Annotated in this window: 19 protein-coding genes and 1 riboswitch; of the genes, 11 read left to right on the forward strand and 8 right to left on the reverse strand. The window is 60.5% G+C overall.

The window, feature by feature from the left end; all coding sequences use genetic code 11:
- Positions 1-3 precede the first annotated feature (3 nt).
- From AC07N8_RS13525 to AC07N8_RS13535, 3 genes are read left to right on the forward strand one after another with little or no spacing between them, the layout of a single operon-like run.
- Positions 4-1,446 carry a PIG-L deacetylase family protein gene (locus tag AC07N8_RS13525; protein WP_483841061.1) on the forward strand — a complete coding sequence of 481 codons (1,443 nt, stop codon included), beginning with the start codon at positions 4-6 and terminating at the stop codon, positions 1,444-1,446.
- Positions 1,443-2,597, forward strand: coding sequence for a glycosyltransferase family 4 protein (locus AC07N8_RS13530; RefSeq protein WP_493144016.1), 1,155 nt, complete (start codon positions 1,443-1,445; stop codon positions 2,595-2,597). Before AC07N8_RS13525 ends, AC07N8_RS13530 begins: the two co-directional genes overlap by 4 nt.
- On the forward strand, positions 2,594-3,478 hold the full coding sequence (locus AC07N8_RS13535; protein WP_493144018.1) for a glycosyltransferase: 885 nt from the start codon (positions 2,594-2,596) through the stop codon (positions 3,476-3,478). Before AC07N8_RS13530 ends, AC07N8_RS13535 begins: the two co-directional genes overlap by 4 nt.
- Before the next feature lie 62 nt (positions 3,479-3,540).
- Here the strand turns inward: AC07N8_RS13535 and AC07N8_RS13540 are convergent, their stop codons facing one another.
- Together AC07N8_RS13540 and AC07N8_RS13545 are read right to left on the reverse strand one after the other, a co-directional pair.
- Positions 3,541-4,758, reverse strand: a complete 1,218-nt coding sequence (locus tag AC07N8_RS13540) for an acyltransferase family protein (protein ID WP_493144020.1) — start codon at positions 4,756-4,758, stop codon at positions 3,541-3,543.
- On the reverse strand, positions 4,758-6,620 hold the full coding sequence (locus AC07N8_RS13545; protein ID WP_493144022.1) for an O-antigen ligase family protein: 1,863 nt from the start codon (positions 6,618-6,620) through the stop codon (positions 4,758-4,760). Before AC07N8_RS13545 ends, AC07N8_RS13540 begins: the two co-directional genes overlap by 1 nt.
- Positions 6,621-6,776: 156 nt before the next feature.
- Here AC07N8_RS13545 and msbA point away from each other — a divergent pair, with 156 nt between their 5' ends.
- From msbA to hldE, 4 genes are all read left to right on the forward strand, one after another.
- Entirely contained in the window at positions 6,777-8,579 is a 1,803-nt protein-coding gene (gene msbA / locus AC07N8_RS13550) for a lipid A export permease/ATP-binding protein MsbA (protein ID WP_027922025.1), read from the forward strand.
- Between the two features lie 157 nt (positions 8,580-8,736).
- Entirely contained in the window at positions 8,737-9,441 is a 705-nt protein-coding gene (locus AC07N8_RS13555) for a sulfotransferase family 2 domain-containing protein (RefSeq protein ID WP_483841067.1), read from the forward strand.
- Positions 9,434-10,039 (forward strand): adenylyl-sulfate kinase, encoded by a 606-nt coding sequence (cysC, locus tag AC07N8_RS13560; protein ID WP_493144024.1) that lies wholly within the window; start codon positions 9,434-9,436, stop codon positions 10,037-10,039. Before AC07N8_RS13555 ends, cysC begins: the two co-directional genes overlap by 8 nt.
- Positions 10,040-10,141: 102 nt before the next feature.
- The gene (gene hldE, locus AC07N8_RS13565) at positions 10,142-11,563 is read left to right on the forward strand and encodes a bifunctional D-glycero-beta-D-manno-heptose-7-phosphate kinase/D-glycero-beta-D-manno-heptose 1-phosphate adenylyltransferase HldE (protein WP_483841069.1); all 1,422 of its coding nucleotides are present in this window, start codon (positions 10,142-10,144) and stop codon (positions 11,561-11,563) included.
- Between the two features lie 85 nt (positions 11,564-11,648).
- Here the strand turns inward: hldE and AC07N8_RS13570 are convergent, their stop codons facing one another.
- From AC07N8_RS13570 to AC07N8_RS13585, 4 genes are all read right to left on the reverse strand, one after another.
- Complete coding sequence (locus tag AC07N8_RS13570; protein ID WP_310266789.1) at positions 11,649-12,614, reverse strand: metal ABC transporter ATPase; 966 nt, start codon at positions 12,612-12,614, stop codon at positions 11,649-11,651.
- Positions 12,615-12,646: 32 nt separating this feature from the next.
- The gene (locus AC07N8_RS13575; protein WP_493144026.1) at positions 12,647-13,459 is read right to left on the reverse strand and encodes an aldo/keto reductase; all 813 of its coding nucleotides are present in this window, start codon (positions 13,457-13,459) and stop codon (positions 12,647-12,649) included.
- Positions 13,456-14,631, reverse strand: a complete 1,176-nt coding sequence (locus tag AC07N8_RS13580; RefSeq protein WP_493144027.1) for an NAD(P)/FAD-dependent oxidoreductase — start codon at positions 14,629-14,631, stop codon at positions 13,456-13,458. The genes AC07N8_RS13575 and AC07N8_RS13580 overlap by 4 nt, the downstream gene beginning before the upstream one ends.
- Positions 14,632-14,830: 199 nt before the next feature.
- Complete coding sequence (locus AC07N8_RS13585) at positions 14,831-15,163, reverse strand: DMT family transporter (RefSeq protein ID WP_015093202.1); 333 nt, start codon at positions 15,161-15,163, stop codon at positions 14,831-14,833.
- A 103-nt stretch (positions 15,164-15,266) separates the two neighbouring features.
- Here AC07N8_RS13585 and AC07N8_RS13590 point away from each other — a divergent pair, with 103 nt between their 5' ends.
- Both AC07N8_RS13590 and waaA read left to right on the forward strand, forming a co-directional pair.
- Entirely contained in the window at positions 15,267-16,163 is an 897-nt protein-coding gene (locus AC07N8_RS13590) for a LysR family transcriptional regulator (RefSeq protein ID WP_493144029.1), read from the forward strand.
- Between the two features lie 11 nt (positions 16,164-16,174).
- Entirely contained in the window at positions 16,175-17,452 is a 1,278-nt protein-coding gene (waaA, locus tag AC07N8_RS13595) for a lipid IV(A) 3-deoxy-D-manno-octulosonic acid transferase (protein ID WP_483841073.1), read from the forward strand.
- A gap of 36 nt (positions 17,453-17,488) precedes the next feature.
- On the opposite strand, the gene AC07N8_RS13600 is transcribed toward waaA, so the two are convergent.
- Positions 17,489-18,931: a TolC family outer membrane protein gene (locus tag AC07N8_RS13600; RefSeq protein ID WP_493144031.1), complete on the reverse strand. Its 1,443-nt coding sequence runs from the start codon at positions 18,929-18,931 to the stop codon at positions 17,489-17,491.
- A 193-nt stretch (positions 18,932-19,124) separates the two neighbouring features.
- A riboswitch (TPP riboswitch) is annotated at positions 19,125-19,230 on the forward strand.
- 168 nt (positions 19,231-19,398) lie between these two features.
- On the opposite strand from AC07N8_RS13600, the gene thiC reads away from it, so the two are divergent.
- Entirely contained in the window at positions 19,399-21,288 is a 1,890-nt protein-coding gene (gene thiC / locus AC07N8_RS13605; RefSeq protein WP_007946989.1) for a phosphomethylpyrimidine synthase ThiC, read from the forward strand.
- A 151-nt stretch (positions 21,289-21,439) separates the two neighbouring features.
- Positions 21,440-22,732 carry a putative hydroxymethylpyrimidine transporter CytX gene (cytX, locus tag AC07N8_RS13610; RefSeq protein ID WP_493144033.1) on the forward strand — a complete coding sequence of 431 codons (1,293 nt, stop codon included), beginning with the start codon at positions 21,440-21,442 and terminating at the stop codon, positions 22,730-22,732.
- Here the strand turns inward: cytX and AC07N8_RS13615 are convergent.
- Complete coding sequence (locus AC07N8_RS13615; RefSeq protein WP_059181735.1) at positions 22,701-23,447, reverse strand: RsiV family protein; 747 nt, start codon at positions 23,445-23,447, stop codon at positions 22,701-22,703. The genes cytX and AC07N8_RS13615 overlap by 32 nt on opposite strands.
- Positions 23,448-23,666: the final 219 nt, after the last annotated feature.

Genomic DNA, 23,666 nt, shown 5'->3' on the forward strand with positions numbered 1-23,666 from the left:
CCCATGAGCCGCAAACAGCAACTGCTCAAGCGCCATCGGCGTAACAAACGCATCAGCCTGTTGATCGCGCTGGTGCTGTTGATTGCCCTCGGCGTGCTGGTGGCCTGGTGGCTGCCGTTGGTGCTTGCCGTGCTGGGCTGGATTGCCCATGAGGCCTGGTTCGCCGACCACCTGTTTTACTCCCCAAAAGACGATTACCAATACAGCTTCCCGCCTTACACCCCGCAACCCAAGGTGCACCTGGACGGCGAGTGTTTGCGGCTGGATGACGGCGTGATGCTGGTCGACGACGCCACGCTGGTGTTGGCGCTGCGGGTCAAAAGCAGCTGGCTCGGTCGCTTTATCGATCCGGTGGTGGAGCTGTCGGGTGGTGATAACCCGGACCGCCAAACCTTTGAACGCGGTGTAAACGGCCTGCGTTACCTGAACCTCAGTGGCCAGGCACAAGTGCTGTCGCGCGGTGAGTTGCGCCTGCGTGGACGCTTCTGCCGCCTGCTCGGCGAGCCGGTGTTGTGGGCGCTGGAGCAACCTGACTTCCGTCGTCAACGGGTGATGGTGATTGCGCCTCACGCCGACGATGCCGAACTGGCCGCCTATGGTTTGTACAGCCAGGCCGATGAAGCCTGGATCGTCACCCTGACGGCGGGTGAAATCGAAGCCGAACACTATCAACAGATCGGTCTGAGCAAGGTCGAAGCGGCGCGCCTCAAGGGTCGTTTGCGGGCCTGGGACAGCATCGCGGTGCCGCGTTGGGCTGGCGTGCCGCAAGCGCATTGCGTGCAGCTGGGTTATTTCTGTCTGCAACTGGCGGCGATGCAGGCCGCACCGACGCAACCGATCGCTTCGCGCGAAGCGGATCTTGGTGACACGCGGCTGTTCCGCCAGTTGAACCCGTTTGCCCTGCCGGGCGATGCCGACGGCGCGCCGACCTGGAACAATCTGTTGGCCGATCTGCGTGAACTGCTGCTACGTGCGCGCCCTGAAGTGATCGTGCTGCCGCACCCGACCCTCGATCCGCACCCCGATCATATCTGTGCCCAACAAGCGGTCCTCGAAGCCTTGAAAGGCCTGGAATGGCAGCCGACCACACTGCTCGGCTACGCCAACCATCTGCACGACAACGACCGTTGGCCTATGGGCGACGCCGGTCATGGCGTCGCGTTGCCGCCAGCCTTCGACCCGGCCACGCCGATGCAGCCTTGCTGCCTGCCGTTGTCGCTGGAGCTTCAACGCGATAAAGCCATGGCGCTGGGCATGATGCATGACTTGCAACCGCCCATGCCGTTCAAGCGTCGTCTGCGCCGGTTGATCCAGCGACTGTTGGCCAAGCGCAAGCCGCCGGCCTACGGCGAGAATGAATTCTTCCGCAAGGCGGTTCGACGTCACGAGCTCTTGTGGATACTCAAGCACACACCAACAAACGCTTCTCAGCGGGGAGAGTTATGAGCCAGCGGCTAAAGGTTCTGCAATTGCAGCCTGACTACAACGTCAAAGCCCATGATTTTGCCGACCTCGCAGAGCAGATCGTCAAGGCGCTGCCCGGTGATCGCTATGAAGTGACGGCGGCGTTCCTGCGTGGCAAGCCCGGGCCAGGTGAGGCGGTAAGCCGGGCCGACCGTTCGGTGTATTTCGAGTTTTCCGACAAGTCCCTCAAAGGCATGCGCCTGCGGGCGATGTGGACGCTGTACAAGTTTTGCCGCGCGCAAAAGTTCGACGTGGTGATCTGCAACCGCTTCAAGCCCGTGAACATGATGCTCACGCTGAACCGCTGGTTGAAGGTGCCGCTGTGCATTGGCATTTCCCACGGTTTTGGCGAGTACGACCGGTTTTACCGACGCCGCCAGACCCAGCGCCTGATCGATCGTCACTGGCGTTTTGTCGGAGTATCGCCGGCGGTCAAGCAGTACCTGCTGGACTGCGATTGCGGTTTCACCGACCAGAACACCTACGCGATCACCAATGCTATCGACATCGAGCAGGCCGAAGGTTTGCAGCACAGTCGCGAGCGCGCCCGCGAAATGCTTGGCATCGATCCGACGGTGCGCCTGATTGGCGCGCTCGGGCGTCTGGTGCCGGTCAAGGGCCACACCTATCTGTTGCAGGCGTTTGCCGCGCTCAAGGACAAGTACCCGAACAGCCAATTGGCGATCATCGGTGCCGGTCGTGAAGAGTCGCGCCTGAAGGCCGAGATTGAACGCTTGGGCCTGACCGGTCGTGCGCACCTGTTGGGCTTCAAGGAAATCGCCTTGCAGTACATCCGCGCCTTCGACATCTGGACCATGCCGTCCCTGGCGGAAGGCCTCGGGTTGGCGCTGCTCGAAGGCATGAGCGGTCACCTGCCGGTCATCGCCTCCAACGTGCCGGCCATGCTGCCCCTGATTGAAGGGGCGGGCGGGCTGGCGATTACGCCCAAGGATGTGCCGAGCCTGGTCGCTGCGCTGGATACCTACCTCGGGCTGTCGGATGACGAGCTCAAGGCCAAGGGCGAGCAGGCCTATCGTTATCTGCAGGAACAACACGACATCGGGGTGTTCCGTCAGGAGTACCTGAACCTGATCGACTCCGGCTTGGATCAAGCCCGCAAGGAGCAGCCATGAGCGCCGCGCAACCTCTCGTCACGGTCATCATCGCGTCGTACAACCACGCTCCCTATATTGAGCAAAGCATTCTCAGCGTCCTCAACCAGACCTACAAAAATATCGAACTTCTGGTGATCGACGACGGCTCCAAAGATGACAGCGTTGAACGCATCAATGCGCTGCAGGCGCAATATGGATTCGATTTTCGGGTTCAACAGAATCAGGGCCTGACCAACACACTCAACGCTGCCATTGCGCGCTCAAGCGGCAGTTTGATCGCGCCATTCGGCTCCGACGACATCATGCTGCCGGAACGCATCGCTATTCAGGTTGAGTACATGGACGGCAAGCCCGAGGTCGGTATCTGCGCCGGCAATATCGAGCTGATCGACGCCGACGGCGATCTGTACCCGGAGAAGCGTCAGCGCCGTGATGTGCCGTTTCGCCGTCTCGACTTCGATGACATGTTTCTGGAGCGTAAACCCTATCCGCCCGCGCCCACCCTGATGATCCGCCGGGAAGCGCTGGACAAGGTCGGTGGGTTCGATCCAGACATTCGCCTGGAAGACCTGTTGATCGAACTGAAAGTGACCCACGCCGGGTACTTTATCGATGGCCTGAACGTGCTGATGGCGCGCTATCGCAAGCACCCCACCAACTCCTATAAAAACCACCGCTTCATGGTCGATAACATCCTGCGTTCCTACGCGCTGTTCAGCGATCATCCGCTGTACGACGAGGTTCGCTACAAATTCCTCAGCTCGATGTTCCTCAAGACCGCCAACCGTGATCGTCAGCTGGCCCGCGAACTGCTGGCGCAAATCCCGTTCAAGGCCTGGAACAAAAAGACCTGGCGTGGCCTGGGGCGGCTGTACTTCTCGCCGCTGGAAAAAGACTGATCCCGCCTTGATGTGTTCTGTGTGGCAGCAGGTTTCGCCAGCTGTTACACAGAACGTCGGCTTCAGCGAGCGATTTTCTCTGCCAGAGCCTTGTCGGCTTTTTTGCGTTGGCGCAGCCACTGCAGCACCTTTCTGCCGGCTGTAATGCCCGGCTTCTCGATGTACAGGAACGTCAGGCTGCTGATGATGATCAGCAGGCAGCTGCACACGGCCAGCAGCGGCAGGAAGGTCCAGATATCGCGAACATCCAGATCAAGCACCAACGGCAGTCGCTGGATCAACACCCACAGCACAAAGCCGTGCAGCAAATAGGTGCTGTAGCTGATTTCGCCGAGCCAGCGAATGCTGCGTGGTTTCAGCGCGCCGAACAGGGTGTTGCCGGACGCCACGATCACGAAAAACAACGACATGAGCAGTATTGGCCTCAGGCTGAAGGCACGGTTGAATACCGTGAAAGCGATTGCCAATGCCAGCAGCGCGATAATCCCCGCCATTCGCGACTGACCCCAGGCCACCAGGTGCGGTCGGCGAATCCAGTACGCAGCGCCGATACCGCCGAGAAAACTCGCCAGAAAGTGTTTTTTCAGCGAATGCTCCATCCCGATTATTTTATACAGGGCGTAAATACCGATCAGGCACAGCACCACTTGCAGCCAACTGCCCCGGTAAATAAACACCATGGCGGCAAGGGGCAGCGCCATATAGAAAAACACTTCGTAGCCCAGGGTCCAGGTGACATTGGAGATCAGCATGCCGGTTTGGTGGTATTGGTTGACGTCCGGACGGTCGAAGGTCAGCCAGGCCAGGATCTGGCCGGCAAAGCGCATGCCGGAGTCTTTGAGCTCCCAGTTCTGCAGGTAGAACACTGTGGCAAACACGATCAACATCAGCGGCAAGTACAACGGATACAGACGAAACAGCCGCGATATCGCAAAGGCCAGCCAGTCGTGCTGGCGCCCCTGGGTGAGCAATCGGTTCCAGAACAGGAAGCCGGTGATCATGAAAAACAGCGCGACACTGCCTTGTCCGAGCTGTGAGTAGAGATTGCTCGGCGGAAAATCAATCACGCCCGTGCGCAGGAATATCAGGGTAATGATCGAATGGTGCACGAATACACCGAATGCCAGATAACCGCGCAGCCCGTCGATGCTGGCATAACGGCTTTCACCGGAATGCTCGATGTGCCGGGCGATTTTTGGCACTGCGCGCAACAGCAGGGCTGAGGTCGCAATGGCCAGCAGATAAGCTGCCAGCGCAATGAGTGGGTTGGTTTCAGTCATCAATGAGCCCGGGCCGGGGTGCTCCCGGCCAGCACTTGCCTGTGCAAGTTATCGACGGCGGACTTCGATGCTTTCATGGCATAGCCCTGAAGCAACGCTTCGAAGTGTTCTTCGAACAGCCAGCGCCTGTCCACCGTGTAGCGCTGCATATGGCGCAGATTACGCTGGCGCAGGGCCAGGCTCAATGAAGATGGGTAGATGCGCATGTCGGCCACATCGATCAAGCCGAAATCCCCATCTTCAAGCACCAGCACGTTGCCCAAGTGCAGCGAGCGGAAATAAACGCCTTGTTCATGCAGTTGGGCCATGAACTTGCCGAAACGCTCCACCAGCGCCTGACGCACCGCCGGTGCGGTAATGCCTTGCAGGACCTGGCGCAGTGTATTGCCGGGCAGCGGCGAATAGTGCACGGCACTGCTGCCGTCCGCGAGGCGATAAAGGTCAAGAATAGGCGGGGCAGGAATTCCCAGATTGCGCAGTTGCTCGCTGTTGACGGCAAAGCGTTCGGAGTAGGGGTTGAAACTGCCCGAGGTGTACCAGCGGCGGCCACGAAACAGCTTGAGGAAGCTGCCATCGAGCAGGCGCAGGACTTTTGGGCCCAAGCCATCCTCTTCGATCACCTGCGCGCTGGCGGTCAGTTGTTGCTGGGCTGTCGGCGTGAGTGTCTTGATGGGCATCGCCAGCAAGCGTCTGGTGCGCTGATTGATGTTGAGCGCGACGATAAGCGCCAGCGGGATCCACAGCAGGAACCAGTGTTCCTTGGGCCGGGAGATAATGCCGCCGCCTTCGGTCAAGCCCGCGCCGATACCGAATATCAGCCAGGTCGAAGCGATAATGAGCAAGGGTTGCACGCGATTGCGCCAACTGCTGAACAACCCCCAGAACTGGGAAAACAACCAAGGCAACAAACCCAAAATGCCGACGTAATAGAGCACGCCCAGGACAAAACTGTGGGGCTCCTGATAGTTGACGCCGACGCCAGGGTCGATGGCCAGATTGGCGCTATAGCCATGACCGATCCAGGGATGGTCGGCAATTTTCTGCAAGGCCAGTTGCCAGATTTCGAGGCGGTAGGAATCGCCTCGCTCGATGATCATGCGCGAAAACAGTAGATAAACTGCGGCTCCGCTGGCAAGCAGCGCCCCGAGCAAAACGATGGAGCGGCGATTCCAGCAAATGAAGCCCAGCCAGAGCGCCGCCAGCGTCAATGCCACCAGAGGCGTCCGGGAGCCGGTGCCGATCACGGCGGCGAACATGATCGCCAGTGCCGGGAGGCTCAGCCAGAGCATGTGACGGCGCTTGCAGATCATGCTCATACTCATCCAGTAGGCTGCGTAAAAGCCGTACATGTGAGAGCTCAGCAGCGGATTGTCGAACGCGCCGCCGCCGATCAAGCGCAGGCCGGGCTGGTACATGCGGGCGAACAGGAACAGATCGTGGGTGGTGCCGATCAGTCCGACCATTGCCGCAGTGAATAGCAAGGGCTGAATGATTTCGCTGCGATAGCGCACCAGCATGTAGCAGCCAACGAACAACAGCAGGGTATGCAGCGGCGGCTTCAACTGGCCGACGAAGCTCTCTTTGCCCGGTCCCCAACACAAACTCACCAGCGCCCAGGCCGCGAACACCAATACGGCGACGAAGATCGGTTCGCGAACCAGCTCCTTGAGTTCACGGGGGCGCAAGCACAGGGCGATCAGCGCCGGAATGCTGAACAAGCCATAAAAAAGCTTGTGGTGCAAACTTCGGCCCGGCAGGAAGAACAGGGCACACAGGAGCAAGAGATAGCCGAGTGGAAGAATCCAGAGGCAAATGAAATCGAAAACTCGATTTGACGCACTATTGAAACCGCTGAGTTGCATGCTGAGAGATTCAATCCTGAAGTTGATCGGCCATTTCGGGGTGATGGCTATTTGATGCTTAATTCGATGTGTAACAATAACAGCCTTTATGCGATTGCCAGAACCCTGAAGAAGCTGTGCTAAAGTCAGCGTCCTTTTTATCGACAAACGCGTGATATGACCGACTCCAGTCTCTCCGCAAGCCCATCGAGCTTGAAAATCTACTTCCGCCTGCTCGGCTATGTCCGGCCGTACATCAGTCTGTTCCTGATCAGCATCGTCGGCTTTCTGATTTTCGCTTCGACCCAGCCAATGCTCGGCTACATCCTCAAGTACTTTGTCGATGGGCTGTCCAACCCTGAGGCAGCGCTCTTCCCGACGGTGCCTTACCTGCGCGATCTGCAACTGTTGCAGGCGGTGCCGCTGCTGATCATTCTGATCGCCGCGTGGCAAGGGTTGGGATCTTATCTGGGCAACTACTTTCTAGCCAAAGTTTCCCTGGGTCTAGTCCATGATCTGCGAGTACAGCTGTTCAATAACCTGTTGGTTCTGCCCAACCGGTATTTCGACAAGCATAACTCGGGTCATCTGATTTCGCGTATCACCTTCAACGTGACGATGGTCACCGGGGCGGCCACAGATGCGATCAAGGTCGTAATCCGTGAGGGCATGACGGTGATCTTCCTGTTTGCCTCGCTGCTGTTCATGAACTGGCGCCTGACGCTGGTCATGGTCGCCATCCTGCCGTTGATCGCGGTCATGGTGCGCACCGCGAGCAAGAAATTCCGCAAGCAAAGCAAGAAAATCCAGTTGGCCATGGGTGACGTGACACACGTGGCTTCGGAAACCATTCAGGGCTATCGCGTGGTGCGCAGCTTCGGTGGCGAAGTCTACGAAGAAAAACGCTTCTTCGACGCCAGCCAGGGAAACACCGACAAGCAACTGCGAATGACCCGCACCGGTGCCATCTACACGCCGCTGCTGCAACTGGTGATCTACACCGCCATGGCGGTGCTGATGTTCCTGGTGCTGTACCTGCGCGGCGATGCCTCGGCCGGTGACATGGTTGCCTACATCACCCTCGCTGGCCTGTTGCCCAAGCCGATCCGCCAGTTGTCCGAAGTCAGCTCGACCATCCAGAAAGGTGTGGCCGGTGCCGAGAGTATTTTCGAACAACTGGACGTTGCGCCTGAAGTCGATACCGGCACCGTCGAGCGCGATGCCGTCACCGGTCGCCTGGACGTCCGCAACCTGAGCTTCACTTACCCGGACACCGATCGCCAGGTGCTCAATGACATCACTTTCTCGGTCGAACCGGGGCAAATGGTGGCACTGGTCGGACGCTCAGGCAGTGGCAAGTCGACCCTGGCCAACCTGATTCCACGCTTCTATCACCACGACAAGGGCGAGATCCTGATCGATGGTGTTGAAGTGGAGCAGTACAAGCTGCTGAACCTGCGCAAGCACATCGCCCAGGTGACCCAGCATGTGACGCTGTTCAGCGACACCGTGGCCAACAACATTGCCTATGGCGATCTGGCTGGTGCGCCGCGTGAAGACATCGAGAAAGCAGCGCGAGACGCCTACGCCATGGATTTCATCGCGCAGTTACCCGAAGGCCTGGACACCCAGGTCGGCGAGAACGGCGTGCTGCTGTCCGGCGGTCAGCGTCAGCGTCTGGCGATTGCGCGAGCCCTGTTGAAGAACGCACCGTTGCTGATTCTCGACGAGGCCACCTCGGCGCTCGACACTGAATCCGAGCGCCACATTCAGGCGGCGCTGGATCAAGTGATGAAAGGCCGGACCACACTGGTGATCGCTCACCGACTGTCGACCATCGAAAAGGCTGACCTGATCCTGGTCATGGATCAGGGCCGGATCGTCGAGCGCGGCACCCATGCCGAGCTGCTGGCGCACAACGGTTATTACGCCCGCCTGAACGCCATGGGCCTCGACGCCCCGGCTGAAGACATCGCCTGACACTCGTTCACCGGGCGCGCAATGCGCCCGGCGATTTGTATCCAGACCTTTACCCTTCTTGACCAAACCGGCATAAATCTTTGCGACTCGCTTGTTAAGGTTCCTGAACGAACTTTGACTTCATCGATGGGGCCATCCCCGTCGCGCGGGTACTGCCATGCTGCAACGTTATCTCTGGAAGCTCTTACCCAAATCGCAGCGGGCGTTTCTGCTGGGTCGCCTGTCGGTGGTGGACCGCCAGGTGGTGAACAAATCGATGTCGGCGAATGTGCGTTTCCCCGAGGCCTTCGAGCAGCTCTCCTGTCTGTACATTCATGTGCCCAAATGCGCCGGGAGCAGCATCTGCGCGGCGATGTTCGAGAACTGGAGCCCGGGTCACTTGCCGTTGTACTGGTACGAGCAGCAGTTTGCCGAACAGTTTGCAGCCAGTTTCAAATTCGCCTTTGTGCGTGATCCTCTGGAACGGGCTTATTCGGCCTACGCGTTTCTGCGGGGTAACGAGTTGGGCCGGCGCGATCATGCGGCGCAAAAACTGGTCAGCCACTACCGCGACTTCGACGACTTCGTCGCTCGCTGGCTGCACCCGGAAACGATCCAGCGGCAATTGCATTTCGCCGCGCAAACGGATTTCCTCACCGACTCCCTGGGGCATCTGGCGCTGGACTTCATTGGTTACCAGGAGCATCTGGAACGGGATTTTCAGCTGGTCTGCGAGCAGTTGGGGCGCTCGATGGTGCTGCCTCACGTCAACAGCTCCCGGCAACGACAACCGATGCGCGCGCGTGATTTCTGCTCGGCGCGCACCCGTCGGCTGGTGCGTCGGGCGTATCAGCGCGACTACGAGATGCTCGGCTATGAATAAAGCGCAGTCGGTGTCCGTTGCGGATGTCAGGCCTTACTCGCTGGCGCTGTCGAAGGAGTCGCGTACCTCAATCAAATGCCAGCGACCGCGTTGCCTCTGGTTGACCGGATTGTCCGGGGCGGGCAAGTCGACGCTGGCCAATGCCCTTGAAGTCCAGCTCAATCAGCGCGGGCTGCACACCTTTCTGCTGGATGGCGATAACCTGCGTGACGGCTTGTGCCGGGATCTGGGGATGGGGGCTGACTGTCGCCGGGAAAATATCCGACGCATGGCCGAGGTGGCGCGGTTGATGGTGGATGCGGGGCTGATTGTGATCGTTGCGGCGATCTCGCCTTTTCGCATCGAGCGCGAGACCGCCCGGCGCTTGTTCACCGAGGGCGATTTCATTGAGGTGTATGTGAGCACGCCGTTCGCGGTGTGTGCACAGCGCGACCCCAAAGGCTTGTATCAAGCGGCCCGGCAGGGGCGGATCAAGGACTTCACCGGCATCGACAGTCCGTACGAGGCGCCGTTGGCAGCCGAATGCGAGATCGACACCGACGAAACGGGGCTGGCCGACGCCTGCTGGCAGCTATCGGCATTTCTGCTCAATAAATGAACAGGTTTGCCCGCAAAATCATCCCGTTGCAGCCGTCGCGCAAGCCAGCGCCAACCCTGTGGTAATATCGCGCCCCTGTTCATTTTGTATGTGGGTTGCTCCATGAAGTTGTCCATGCCGCGATTCGATCAAGCCCCTGTCTTGGTGGTCGGCGATGTCATGCTCGACCGTTACTGGCATGGTGGTACCTCACGGATTTCCCCTGAGGCGCCGGTGCCGGTGGTCAAGGTCGAGCAAATCGAGGACCGCCCGGGCGGTGCCGCCAACGTTGCGTTGAACATTGCCGCGCTCGGTGCTCCGGCCTCGCTGGTCGGCGTGACCGGCGACGACGAAGCGGCCGACAGCCTGGCCAATAGCCTCCAGGGCGCAGGCGTCCGGGCGATATTCCAGCGCATTGCGCACCAGCCGACCATCGTCAAACTGCGGGTCATGAGTCGTCACCAGCAATTGCTGCGTATCGACTTCGAAGAACCCTTCGCCACCGACGCGTTGGCGCTTGGCGAGCAAGTCGATGAATTGCTCGAAGGCATCAAGGTGCTGGTGCTGTCCGACTACGGCAAAGGCGCCCTGAAAAACCATCAGGTGCTGATCCAGGCCGCCCGTGCCCGTGGCATTCCGGTGCTGGCGGATCCCAAGGGCAAGGATTTCTCGATCTACCGTGGCGCCAGCCTGATCACCCCGAACCTCAGCGAGTTCGAAACCATCGTCGGTGGTTGCGCCGATGAGCACGAGCTGGTGAGCAAAGGCGCGCAACTGATGCACGACCTTGACCTCGGCGCCTTGCTGGTGACCCGTGGCGAACACGGCATGACCTTGCTGCGCCCGGATCATCCGGCGCTGCACCTGCCGGCCCGTGCCCGTGAAGTGTTCGACGTGACCGGTGCCGGCGACACAGTGATTTCTACCCTGGCAGCGGCGATTGCCGCTGGCGAAGAATTGCCGCATGCGGTGGCCTTGGCCAACCTCGCGGCCGGCATCGTGGTTGGCAAACTCGGTACGGCAGCCATCAGCGCCCCGGAACTGCGTCGCGCCATCCAGCGTGAAGAAGGTTCCGAGCGCGGTGTGTTGGGCCTTGAGCAGCTCTTGCTGGCCGTCGCCGATGCGCGCGCGCACAAAGAGAAGATAGTCTTCACCAATGGTTGCTTCGACATTCTGCATGCCGGCCACGTGACCTACCTCGAGCAGGCACGGGCCCAGGGCGATCGTTTGATCGTTGCGGTCAATGACGATGCTTCGGTCAGCCGCCTGAAAGGGCCGGGTCGTCCGATCAACAGCGTCGACCGTCGCATGGCGGTACTGGCCGGTCTGGGCGCGGTGGATTGGGTGATCAGCTTCCCTGAAGGCACCCCGGAAAACCTGCTGCGCGAGGTCAAGCCGGACGTGTTGGTGAAGGGGGGTGATTACGGGATCGACCAAGTGGTCGGTGCAGACATCGTGACGGCTTATGGCGGGACGGTGAAAGTGCTGGGGCTGGTAGCGAACAGCTCGACCACGGCGATTGTCGAAAAAATCCGTAATAACTGATTGTGGCGAGGGCTTGTTGTGGCGAGGGAGCAAGCCCCCTCACCACAGTTAAAACCCCTAGTCACAGGATCCAGTGGTGTTGCTTCTATCGTGCCGCCTTGCGCGGCACGATTTTCTTCAGCAATTGCTTCGCCTTCCCGCGTAACCGCGCCAGACCCGAATCTTTCCCCGGCGGGCTCAGCCCCTGCTGGCGCACCCAATCCTTCCAGCGAATCCGCTCATCACGCACCACCCAGCCTTCCTGTTGGGCAAAGCTCTCCGCCAGGAACAACCCGCGAGTGCTCGCCGGGTAGAGCTGATCCTTCTTCAAGGTGTACAGCTCGGCCATCGGCTGGCCGTCCTGCAAGGGCATCAGGTACAAGTCCGGGCGCTTGCGGTCGAGGCGGGCGACCAGTTGATCGCCTTCCAGCCGCTCATCGACATGAAACAGGCTCAGGGATTTGGCTTCCTTGGGCACGTCGAGGCGCAAGTCATAGATCAACTGCAACGAAGCGGTGGGTAAATGCACGTAAGCCCGCGGCCGTTCGATCAGCTGCAGGTTGGCGCACCGCACCGGCCGCGCCGAACCGGACAACGGCGTCAAGCGAAACGGCAGCGCCTCGCGGTAGTGCAGGGCGCTGGCATAAGGCGCCGGCAACCACGTGTCATTAAAACGCCCGCCGAGCCAGCCTTCCGGGGTTTCCAGCAGGCACTCTTCGGCAATCTCCTGGATCGCCGTGTGCAGCGGCAGGTTCAGCTCATGGGCCGGCACGTAGCCGGAGATCAGCTTGAGCACCACGTCGCCACGGTCTTGCCGACGCTGACGCACCAGCACCCAGTAATCGCGATTCTGCCAATGCAGGGTCAGGCGCACCGAGACCCCGAGGTTGGCCAGTTCCAGCGCAAACCGCTCGGTACTGGCCACCGTCACGGGACGGCGACGTTGCAGGGTCTGGGAGAAATTGAGCGGCATCCCGACGCTCTGATAGCTCAAGCCTTCGGGAGTCGCTTCGACGTACAACGGCAGGGTCTTGAAGTTGCTCGGGTTCTTTCTAATGAGCGTACGCGGCATGTCGGCTCCTGCTTAAGGCCGCGTGGGCGGCATCAGTTTCTACGGAGGACCTGGGCAACGGTCGCAACGTTGTGGGCGAGGTGCAGCGGATTAATGGTCCCGACAATAGCACTGGCCACACCGGGATGTTCAAACAACAACTCGAAGCTGGCGCGCACTGGGTCCACGCCTGGACTCAGGCACACATGACCGCTGGCGAGGGCTTTTTTGACCAGAATGGCTTTGCCGTGAGCAGCAGCATAGTCAATGACGGGCTTCTCGTTCTGCTCGTTCAGATTGTAGGTGACCATGGCGCAATCACCTTGCTCCAGAGCCTTCAAGCCACCCTCGACGGTTTTCCCGGAAAAACCGAAGCCGCGAATCTTGCCTTCGGCCTTGAGCGCGGCGAGGGTCGCGTAGACCTCGCTGTCATTGAGGATCGCCAGATCGTTGCCGTCGGAGTGCACCAGCACCAGGTCGATAAAATCCGTTTCCAGACGTTGCAAGCTGCGCTCCACTGACAGTCGGGTGTGGACGGCACTGAAATCATGGCTCGACTGGCCGTTGGAAAATTCTTCACCGACCTTGCTGACAATCACCCAGTCCTCACGCTGGCCGCGCAATAACGGGCCAAGGCGTTCTTCGCTGCGGCCGTAGGCCGGGGCGGTGTCGATCAGGTTGATGCCCATGTCGCGGGCAAGTTTGAGCAGCCGGCGTGCATCGTCGTCGTCAGGAATCTGGAAGCCATTGGGATACTTCACGCCCTGGTCACGGCCGAGTTTGACCGTGCCCAGGCCCAGCGGCGAAACCAGCAGGCCGGTGCTGCCCAGCGGGCGATGCAGATCGTGCAGGGTCGGTTGGCTCATGGCAGCAGTTGCTCCCAGGCTGGCACGCCCATTGGCGGTTTCGGCAATGTTGGCAGGGGCGCCGGATGGCTTGGCTGGATGCCGTCACGCGTCAGGCTGGCGATGACCCGGTCGGCGAAGTCTGGCGCCAGCGCCAGTTTGGTCGGCCAGCCCACCAGCAGGCGACCTTGCTCGGCGAGGAAGGCGTTGTCGGGACGGGTGAGCCCCGATTGCAGCGGCTCGGCGCGGTCCACGCGCAAGGTGGCCCATTGCGCGGTGCTCAGGTCGATCCATGGCAGCAACTGCCCGAGCTCGTGCTGCGCCGTGGCGATTTGCTCGGCAGGTTCGCGGGCAACGCCTTCGGCCTCGGCAATGTCGCCCCCCATGTACCAGACCCACTGACCGTCGGCCGCCGGGTGAGTAGTCACGGTCAGGCGCGGTTTGGTGCCGCCACCCAGGCAATGGGCGTACAGCGGTTTGAGGCCCGGGCCCTTGGCGATGATCATGTGCAACGGCCGACGCTGCATGGCGGGCTGACTCAAGCCCAGTGCTTCGAGCAATGCTGCCGTACCGGCACCGGCGCTGAGGACGATGCGCTGGGCACGAATCTCGCGCTCATCGACCTTCAGGCCGACCAGCACATTGCCTTCCAGCAGCGGCTCGATCTTCTGCCCGGCGAGCAGGCCATCACCGGCCAGATCGGCCAGGCGCTGGATCAGACTTGGCACGTCGACCACCAATTCGGCCAGGCGATAGACCTTGCCCTTGAAGCGTTTGTCTTGCAGGGCCGGCGGCAGTTGCTCGCCCTTGACCTGATCGACACGCCCGCGCACGGCCTTGCTGGCGAAGAAGCTGGTGAGGTTGCCGGCGAGCGTGCCGGGGGACCAGAGATAGTGAGCTTCGGACAACAGGCGCACGCCGGACAGGTCCAGTTCGCCATCGCCCGCCAGCGCTTCACGCCAGCGGCGCGGCATGTCGGCAATCGCCTCCGACGCCCCGGTCAGGGCACCATGCAACGCGTACTTGGCGCCGCCGTGGATGATGCCCTGGGACTTCACGCTCTGCCCGCCGCCGAGGCTGGCGCTTTCCACCAGCACGGTCGAAAAACCCTGGCGGCGCAGGCGCGCATTCAGCCAGAGGCCGGCGACACCAGCGCCGACAATCAGAACGTCGGTGGAAATAACGGATGGCATGCGGCGACCTCAGTGTTCAAGACGAGGGCGCAGTATACAGACTCGAAGAAAAGGGGATTTGCTGGTGATCAACAGGAGAGATGCAAAAACTTGTGGGAGCGAGCCTGCTCGCGAATGCGGTGTGTCTGGCAATACTGATGTCGACTGACACGGCCCCTTCGCGAGCAGGCTCACTCCCACAGTGGATTGTGTTCAGGCTTTAGTGCCCGGCGGTTTTGGAGAACAGTTGGATGACAACGACGCCCAGGACGATCAACGCCATCCCCAGCATCGCCGGTACATCCAGTTTCTGCCCATAGATAAACAGCGCCGCGACGCTGACCATCACGATGCCCATGCCGGCCCACACTGCGTAAGCGACGCCGACCGGAACGCTGCGCACCACCAGGGTCAGCATCCAGAAGGCAATGCCGTAACCGACGATCACCAGAACCAACGGCAGCGGCGTGCTGAAACCTTTGACGGCTTTCATCGAAACAGTCGCGATCACTTCGGCGCAGATGGCGATGGCCAGGTAGTAGTAAGCGGTCATGGGTGCATCCTCGTGTGAAGTGTTGCTTTCTGAGGTCGGCATTTTAGAGACTCTTCAGATGCGGTAAAGTCATTACCTATCTGCCAGAGAGATGGGTTGGCCTATGCAATGGAATCTTGAGCAACTGCGGTTGTTTGTCAGCGTAGCGGAGCAGCGCTCGTTTTCTGCGGTGGCGCGCGATCAGCGCAAGGCGCAGTCAGCGGTCAGCAGTTCGATTGCGCTGCTGGAAGAAGATCTGGGCGTGAGCCTGTTCGATCGCAGCAGCGGCCGTCAGCCGAAACTTACCGAGGCCGGCAATGCCTTGCTGGAAGAGGCTCGTGAAGTGTTGCGCCAGTGCGAGCGCCTCAATGGCCGCGCGTTGGCCATGATGCGCGGCCAGGAAGCGCGTTTGCGCGTGGCCCAAGATGAAGCCATGCCCTATCAGCCGATCATTGAAAGCTTCGAAGCCCTGGCGGAAAAATTTCCCAGCCTGGAAGTGCAACTGACCAGCGCTGCTCAAGGTGATGTCGCGCGCAAACTGGTGGAGCGCCGGGCCGATCTGGGGTTGCTGTTTTATCACGACCAGATCCCCGAAGCCCTTGAGCGGCGAGTGGTGGGCAGTGTCGAAATGCTCACGGTGTGCGGCGTCGGCCATCCGCTGGCGAAACAGGCTCAGGTTGATTGCCAGGCGCTGGCGCAGCATCGGCAGTTGCTGATGTCGACGCAGTCCAGCGTCTACCCCGGCAGTGAGCCGGCCAGCCCGCAAGTCTGGCGGGCCGACAGTTTCTACGTGATGGCCGAATGGCTGGTGCGCGGCCTCGGTTGGGCCTGGCTGCCCCGGCACGTGGTGCAATACCCGGCGTACCAGGGCCTGATGGTCGAACTGGACAGCGAATGGACCCCGCCGGCGCTGGTGGTGGAGTTGGTGTGGCGTCGCGATGAGCCGCTCGGCCCGGCGGCTCGTTGGCTGGCCGAACGTTTTGCCGTGCACTTGCAGGCGATCGGCGAGAAAAGCCGATAAACTCCGCCGCCATGAATAGAACTCTCTATACCGCGCTGTTTTACCTGGGGCTGCCACTGGTAGCGATTCGGCTGTGGCTGCGGGCGCGAAAGGCGCCTGCGTATGCCAAACGCATTGGCGAGCGTTTTTCCTTCGGCCTGCCGGTGATGAAGCCGGGCGGTATCTGGGTACACGCAGTGTCGGTGGGCGAAAGCATTGCGGCGGCGCCGATGATTCGCGCCTTGCTGCAACGTTATCCACAGCTGCCGATTACCGTGACCTGCATGACCCCGACTGGGTCCGAGCGCATCCAGGCGTTGTTCGCCAACGAACCGCGCATCCAGCACTGCTACCTGCCTTACGATTTGCCCTGCGCCGCCGCGCGTTTCCTTGACCGGGTCCGGCCAACGCTGGCGGTGATCATGGAAACCGAACTCTGGCCCAACCACATTCACCAATGCGCCAAGCGCGGGATTCCCGTGGCACTGGCCAATGCGCGACTGTCCGAACGCTCGGCCAAGGGTTATGGCCGCTTTCGCAAACTGACCCAGCCGATGCTCGCCGAGATGAGCCTGTTCGCGGTACAGACCGAGGCTGAAGCCCAGCGTTTTCGTGACTTGGGTGCGCGTCCTGAGACTGTAGAAGTCACCGGCTCGATCAAGTTCGACCTGACCATCGCCCCGCAATTGCTGCAGCGCGCCGTCGAACTGCGCACGCAATGGCAGACGCTTGAGCGGCCGGTCTGGATCGCCGCCAGTACCCATGAAGGCGAAGACGAAGTGGTCCTCGCGGCCCATCGTCAGTTACTGGCCAATCATCCCGATGCGTTGCTGATTCTGGTGCCACGCCATCCGGAGCGTTTCAACACGGTGTTCGAGCTGTGTCAGCAACAGGGTTTCGCCACGCTGCGGCGTTCCACAGGCGAGCCGGTGACCTCAGCCACGTCGGTGCTGGTGGGCGACACCATGGGCGAGTTGCTGTTTCTCTACGCCTTGGCAGATACCGCGTTCGTGGGGGGCAGCCTGGTGCCGAACGGCGGGCATAACCTGCTGGAGCCAGCCGCGTTGGCCAAGCCGGTACTCAGCGGGCCGCACCTGTTCAACTTCCTCGAAATCGCCGCGCAGTTGCGCAGTGCCGGAGCGTTGCAGGAAGTGGAGGATGCCGAAGGCCTGGCGCTGGCGGTGCAGCGGCTGTTCGAGTTGCCGCGCGATGCGCAGCGGATGGCTGAGGCGGGGCTGAAAGTGATGCGCAGCAATCAGGGCGCGTTGCAGCGCTTGCTGGATGGGCTGGGGCGCTTGATCGGCCGCTAAAGTGTCGCGAGGGGGCATGCCCCCTCGCCGCAAGCATCACTGGGTCGGTGGTCTTGACTTGAGTTGCTGTTCCGCCGCCTTGGCCAAATCAGGTGGCAAGAAGTCCTTGTCGGGGTTGTAGTCAGCCTTGAGGTAGCGCTTCAAGTCTTCCAGGTCTCCCGGGTTCAACGTACCGGCCTGTTGTTTCAATTTCAGGTTGTCGAGGATGTAGTCGTAGCGGGTGTTGTTGTAGTCGCGTACCGAGGTGTACAGCGAGCGCTGCGCGTCCAGCACGTCAACGATGTTGCGTGTCCCCACCTGATAACCGATTTCCGTCGCTTCGACCGCACTCTGGTTGGAGATGATCGACTGCTTGCGCGCCTGTACCTGCTCAACGTCAGTGTTCACCGCGCGATGCAGGTCGCGGGTGTTTTCGACGATTTGCCGACGCAGGGATTCGCGTTGCTGCTCGGTCTGGTCCAGCTGCGCATACGATTGACGCACCTGCGAGGTGGTCAAGCCGCCGCTGTAGATCGGGATGTTCAGTTGCAGGCCGACCGTCGTTTGCTCGACGTTGCCACTGTACGATTGACCAAAGGCGCTCGGGTTGCTGAACCCCAACGCGTCGTTGTCACCTTTTTCGTATTTCGCCACGGCATCGAGCGTCGGCAGATGTCCCGATTTGCGCTGCTTGAGGGTTTCTTCGGCGGCACTGACGGCGTAGTTGCTGGCCAGCAAATTCAGGTTTTGCCGAGCCGCCGTATCGACCCAGGCTTTGGCATCGTTCGGTGTCGGAGCCAGGATCGGCAATTGATGGCTGACGCCCCAGATCGAATTGTATTGACGGTTGGTCAGGGTGATCAGCGCCTCAAACGCGTCGTCCACCTGACGCTGCGCAACGATGCGGTTGGCGCGTGCGGTGTCGTAGCTGGCTTGTGAGTTCAGCACGTCGGTCTTGTCCGACAGGCCCACGTCGAAACGCTCGTTGGACTGGTCGAGCTGGCGTTTGAACGCGGCCTCTTCAGCCTTGGTCGACGCCAGGTTGTCCTGGGTGCGCAGCACGTTGAAGTAGCTTTCAGCGGATTGCAGGATCAGGTTTTGCTCAGTAGCCGAGAGTTGCAGGGCGGCCTGTTCGTTGACTTCCTTGGCGGCCTGGAACTGGAACCAGCGATCAGCACGGAACAGCGGCTGCGCCAGGGTGGCCTGATACGAATTTGCACTGCGATTGGCCGTCGCCGAAGGCTGGTCGATCGCGGTGCGCACGCTGGCGACTTCGGCACCACCCGACAGATTGGGCAGCAGGCCGGCGCGAGCCTGAGGCACGACTTCTTTCTGCGCGCCATATTGCGCGATGGCCGCAGCGAGGTCGGCGTTGTTGGCCTTTGCCTCCTGGTAAACGCTGACCAGGTCGTTCTTGGTCGATAAGGGCGCTTCTGCTGCCCAGCCCGTTCCATAAGACGCACAAGACACGGCAAGGGCCAGTGAAAGTTTGCGCAGCATAGGCGATCCCTAGAATTAATATTACACAAGTAATTTGAGCGCCAAGGCTAAGGCGCGGCACGTACCACGTCAACGCATGGCTTGGCGTAGCGAGTGTAGTTGTGCAATCGGGCGGCAACAATCCTGTATCTGCCATTCATCAAGGTGTTTTGTTCGGTGTTGGCGTTCTTTGTCAGTTGTGTCTAGACTGGCCGGGTTCTTGTCGGGGTGCCTTGCTATGAGGCTGAGATCGAATAATTTCGGATCCCGTTGAACCTGATCAGGTTAGCGCCTGCGTAGGGAACAAGATTTCTCGTCACCCGGCGAGTCCTCTTGTGCTTCGTCCGGGATGTTGTTCGACAATCGAACACCCCTCGAGCACTGAGCACAGCACCAACAGCGTTGTTATGGCTGATTGGTCGCGTCCATTCGTTACAGGTTCGCTCCGACAAAATTCCACTGCCTGGATGCTGTCTGGAGAGCCCGTGATGACGATAAAACCAAAAAATACGATGAACCTGAGTGATTCGGCCCAAGTCGATCAACAGTCGGTTCAACCGTTTACCCGCTCGCAAAAAATCTATGTCCAGGGCTCGCGCCCCGACATCCTCGTGCCCATGCGCGAAATCAGCCTGGATGTAACGCCGACCGACTTCGGCGGCGAGATCAATGCGCCGGTGGTGGTGTACGACACCTCGGGCCCGTACACCGACCCCAACGTCATCATTGATGTGCGCAAAGGCCTGGCCGATGTGCGTTCCGCGTGGATCGAATCCCGTGGCGATACTGAACGCCTGCCGGGCCTGAGCTCCAACTTCGGCCAGGAACGCCTCGCCGATGCCGAGCTGACCAAGCTGCGCTTCGCCCACGTCAACAACCCGCGCCGCGCCAAGGCCGGGGCCAACGTCAGCCAGATGCACTATGCCCGCCAAGGCATCATCACCGCCGAGATGGAATACGTCGCCATCCGCGAAAACATGAAGCTGGAAGTGGCCCGCGCCGCCGGCCTGCTGGACCAGCAACACGCCGGCCACAGCTTCGGCGCCAGCGTGCCGAAAATCATCACCCCTGAATTCGTCCGTGACGAGATCGCCCGTGGTCGCGCGATCATTCCGGCCAACATCAACCACACCGAACTGGAACCGATGATCATCGGCCGTAACTTCCTGGTGAAGATCAACGGCAACATCGGCAACAGCGCACTGGGTTCGTCCATTGAAGAAGAAGTGGCGAAACTGACCTGGGGCATTCGCTGGGGTTCGGACACGGTCATGGACTTGTCCACCGGCAAACACATTCACGAAACCCGCGAGTGGATCATCCGTAACTCGCCAGTGCCGATCGGCACCGTGCCGATTTATCAGGCCCTGGAAAAAGTCGGCGGCGCCGCCGAAGACCTGACCTGGGAGCTGTTCCGCGACACGCTGATCGAGCAGGCCGAGCAGGGCGTCGACTACTTCACCATCCACGCCGGCGTGCTGCTGCGCTACGTGCCGCTGACCGCCAAGCGCGTGACCGGGATCGTTTCCCGTGGCGGTTCGATCATGGCCAAGTGGTGCCTGGCGCACCACAAGGAAAACTTCCTCTACACCCATTTCGAAGACATCTGCGAAATCATGAAGGCCTATGACGTCAGCTTCTCGCTGGGCGATGGCCTGCGTCCGGGTTCGATTGCCGACGCCAACGACGCTGCACAATTCGGCGAGCTGGAAACCCTCGGCGAGCTGACCAAGATCGCCTGGAAGCACGACGTGCAGTGCATGATCGAAGGCCCGGGCCACGTGCCGATGCAGTTGATCAAAGAGAACATGGACAAGCAGCTGGAATGCTGTGACGAGGCGCCGTTCTACACCCTCGGCCCGCTGACCACCGACATCGCGCCGGGTTACGATCACATCACCTCCGGGATCGGTGCGGCGATGATCGGCTGGTTCGGTTGCGCGATGCTGTGCTACGTGACGCCGAAGGAACACTTGGGCCTGCCGAACAAGGATGACGTGAAGACCGGGATCATCACCTACAAGATCGCCGCGCATGCCGCCGATCTGGCGAAGGGGCATCCGGGCGCACAGATTCGCGACAATGCCTTGAGCAAGGCGCGGTTCGAATTCCGTTGGGAAGACCAGTTCAACCTCGGCCTGGATCCGGACACCGCCCGTTCGTATCACGATGAAACCCTGCCGAAGGATTCGGCCAAGGTCGCGCACTTCTGCTCCATGTGCGGGCCGAAATTCTGCTCGATGAAAATCACCCAGGAAGTCCGTGAATACGCGGCCAACCAGCGGATCGAAACCGTGGATGCCGAGGTCGCCCAGGGATTGGCGGAACAGGCTGAACGGTTCAAGCAGGAAGGCAGTCAGCTGTACAAGAAGGTTTGATCTGACCTGAAGTCGGCGGTGTTCGCACCGCCGCCTTCGCGAGCAGGCTCGCTCCCACAGGGATTTGCGAGTGCCACAGATCCAGTGTGGGAGCGAGCCTGCTCGCGAATAGGATCAAAAGAACAACAAATGTCCCTCTGAGATAACACCCTTGAGCATTCAACCGAGTACGTATTCCCCCGACATCGCCGTGCCAACCGACAAACGCGTCTTCGGCGGCCGTGATCTGTTTTCCCTGTGGTTTTCCCTCGGCATCGGCCTGATGGTGCTGCAGACCGGCGCCTTGCTCGCGCCGGGCCTGGGCCTGTCCGGCTCGCTGCTGGCAATCTTCCTCGGTACCCTGGTCGGCGTTTTGCTGCTGGCCGCCGTCGGCGTGATCGGCAGCGACACCGGCCTGTCGTCGATGGCCGCGCTCAAACTCAGCCTCGGCAAACGTGGCGCGAGCCTGCCGGCCGTGCTGAACCTGCTGCAACTGATCGGTTGGGGCTCGTTCGAAATCATTGTCATGCGCGACGCCGCCAGCCTGCTCGGCGCGCGTGCATTCAGCGAAGGCAGCCTGCTGTCGAATCCGCTGCTCTGGACAGTTTTCTTCGGTGGTTTGGCGACCTTGCTGGCCGTCAGCGGTCCTCTGACATTCGTGCGACAGATCCTGCGCAAGTGGGGAATCTGGCTGTTGCTGGCGGCGTGCATCTGGCTGACCTGGAACCTGTTCGCCAAAGCCGATCTGGGCGCTTTGTGGGCGCAGGCCGGTGATGGTTCGATGCCGTTCGCCGTGGGCTTCGACATTGCTATCGCGATGCCGCTGTCGTGGCTGCCGCTGATTGCCGACTACTCGCGTTTCGGCAAGCGTGCGAAAAACGTCTTCGGCGGCACCGCGCTGGGCTTCTTTATCGGTAATTTCTGGCTGATGAGCCTGGGCGTGGCCTACACCCTGGCGTTCGCGCCGAGCGGTGAAGTGAATGCCTTGTTGCTGGCGCTGGCCGGTGCGGGTCTTGGCATTCCGTTGCTGCTGATCCTGTTGGATGAGTCGGAAAACGCCTTCGCCGACATTCACTCGGCGGCTGTCTCCAGCGGGATTCTGTTGCGTCTGAAGGTCGAGCATCTGGCCTTGGCCATCGGCGTGATTTGCACACTGATCGCGTGCCTGGCGCCATTGGCCCAGTACCAGAACTTCCTGCTGTTGATCGGTTCGGTGTTTGCGCCGCTGTTCGGCGTGGTGCTGGTGGATCACTTCATCCTGCGCAAGCGTTCGGCTCAAGTGGCGTCAGCCGCGTTGCACTGGCCGGCATTGCTCGCCTGGCTGGGCGGGGTGAGCACCTATCACTTGCTGGCCAATCTGTATCCGGACATCGGCGCAACCCTGCCGTCGTTGATTCTGGCAGGGCTGCTGCAGCTGGTGCTGGGCCGGGCCTTCAGTTACGGCCGGGAAACAGCTCGGGCTTGATGATGCCATTCAGGCGTGGGTAGGGGATCTTCAGTTCGACATGGCCCAGCGCGTAAGGCGCGATGGTGCTGGTTTCGTACTTGAGGATCACCCCGCCGTAGGTCAGCGCCACGTTCTGGGTTTTCTGGAACGGCCAGCTCTTCACGAACTCCGGTTCCTGATCGAGCTTGGTGCTGATCAGCCAGCTGTTGTGCGCGACTTGTGCGGCTTTCCAGAACGCCTCTTCCTGACCCGGAACCAACATGTCCGACAGCGTCAGCACTTTGTGCTGCTGGCGTGAATAGTTGATAAAGCTGCGACCCGGGGTGCCATGGGCGCCGCCGGTGTCCAGATAGCTGGAAAATTCAACGATCACCAAGCCGTCATGCTGCTCACGTACCTTGGCTTGCAAGTAACTGCTGTAGCGCGGACCGGCGGTGCGCAAAAACTCATCGCGATAGGCCGTCAGTGTCGGTGCCACCGGGGCGTCCGGTGTGGTGCGGGTCATTTGCAGCAGGCGTTTTTCGACGATGCCGTCAAGCTGCGGTTCGGCAGGGAAGCGCAGTGTATCGATGTTCACCAGCGGGCAATCGGGAGTGGTGCAGCCCGGTTTCAGGGTTTCGGTAGCGTCGCGGGTGGTTTCCAGCGGCGCCCGGTAGTTGGGCTGAAACAGACTCTGGCAGGCGCCCAGCGTCAGGGCGATTGCGGCCACGGAGGCAATTTTAAAAAGCGACATGGGCGTCCTTTGTAAAACAGGGAAAGGCAAAAAGTTATCCGCTTCGACTCTCAACGAAGCAGTCAGTTCGCCACTAAGCTAATTAGAGTTGGTTTCGCCCTCACCGTCTATCCCGCTGACGGGAAAGGGGCTGCATCAAATGTCGCAGGCGCGTTAGGATGGCGCGAAGTCGAGGTTGCAAGTCACCAACAGGAGCCTCGTAACGGATTTGCAGTAAAG

Source organism: Pseudomonas sp. GW821-FHT10C09, assembly GCF_059415465.1.

Coding starts and splice junctions, on each gene's coding strand:
- AC07N8_RS13525 (WP_483841061.1), top strand. CDS start 4: ATGAGCCGCAAACAGCAACTGCTCAAGCGCCATCGGCGTAACAAACGC.
- AC07N8_RS13530 (WP_493144016.1), top strand. CDS start 1,443: ATGAGCCAGCGGCTAAAGGTTCTGCAATTGCAGCCTGACTACAACGTC.
- AC07N8_RS13535 (WP_493144018.1), top strand. CDS start 2,594: ATGAGCGCCGCGCAACCTCTCGTCACGGTCATCATCGCGTCGTACAAC.
- AC07N8_RS13540 (WP_493144020.1), bottom strand. CDS start 4,758: ATGACTGAAACCAACCCACTCATTGCGCTGGCAGCTTATCTGCTGGCC.
- AC07N8_RS13545 (WP_493144022.1), bottom strand. CDS start 6,620: ATGCAACTCAGCGGTTTCAATAGTGCGTCAAATCGAGTTTTCGATTTC.
- msbA (WP_027922025.1), top strand. CDS start 6,777: ATGACCGACTCCAGTCTCTCCGCAAGCCCATCGAGCTTGAAAATCTAC.
- AC07N8_RS13555 (WP_483841067.1), top strand. CDS start 8,737: ATGCTGCAACGTTATCTCTGGAAGCTCTTACCCAAATCGCAGCGGGCG.
- cysC (WP_493144024.1), top strand. CDS start 9,434: ATGAATAAAGCGCAGTCGGTGTCCGTTGCGGATGTCAGGCCTTACTCG.
- hldE (WP_483841069.1), top strand. CDS start 10,142: ATGAAGTTGTCCATGCCGCGATTCGATCAAGCCCCTGTCTTGGTGGTC.
- AC07N8_RS13570 (WP_310266789.1), bottom strand. CDS start 12,614: ATGCCGCGTACGCTCATTAGAAAGAACCCGAGCAACTTCAAGACCCTG.
- AC07N8_RS13575 (WP_493144026.1), bottom strand. CDS start 13,459: ATGAGCCAACCGACCCTGCACGATCTGCATCGCCCGCTGGGCAGCACC.
- AC07N8_RS13580 (WP_493144027.1), bottom strand. CDS start 14,631: ATGCCATCCGTTATTTCCACCGACGTTCTGATTGTCGGCGCTGGTGTC.
- AC07N8_RS13585 (WP_015093202.1), bottom strand. CDS start 15,163: ATGACCGCTTACTACTACCTGGCCATCGCCATCTGCGCCGAAGTGATC.
- AC07N8_RS13590 (WP_493144029.1), top strand. CDS start 15,267: ATGCAATGGAATCTTGAGCAACTGCGGTTGTTTGTCAGCGTAGCGGAG.
- waaA (WP_483841073.1), top strand. CDS start 16,175: ATGAATAGAACTCTCTATACCGCGCTGTTTTACCTGGGGCTGCCACTG.
- AC07N8_RS13600 (WP_493144031.1), bottom strand. CDS start 18,931: ATGCTGCGCAAACTTTCACTGGCCCTTGCCGTGTCTTGTGCGTCTTAT.
- thiC (WP_007946989.1), top strand. CDS start 19,399: ATGACGATAAAACCAAAAAATACGATGAACCTGAGTGATTCGGCCCAA.
- AC07N8_RS13615 (WP_059181735.1), bottom strand. CDS start 23,447: ATGTCGCTTTTTAAAATTGCCTCCGTGGCCGCAATCGCCCTGACGCTG.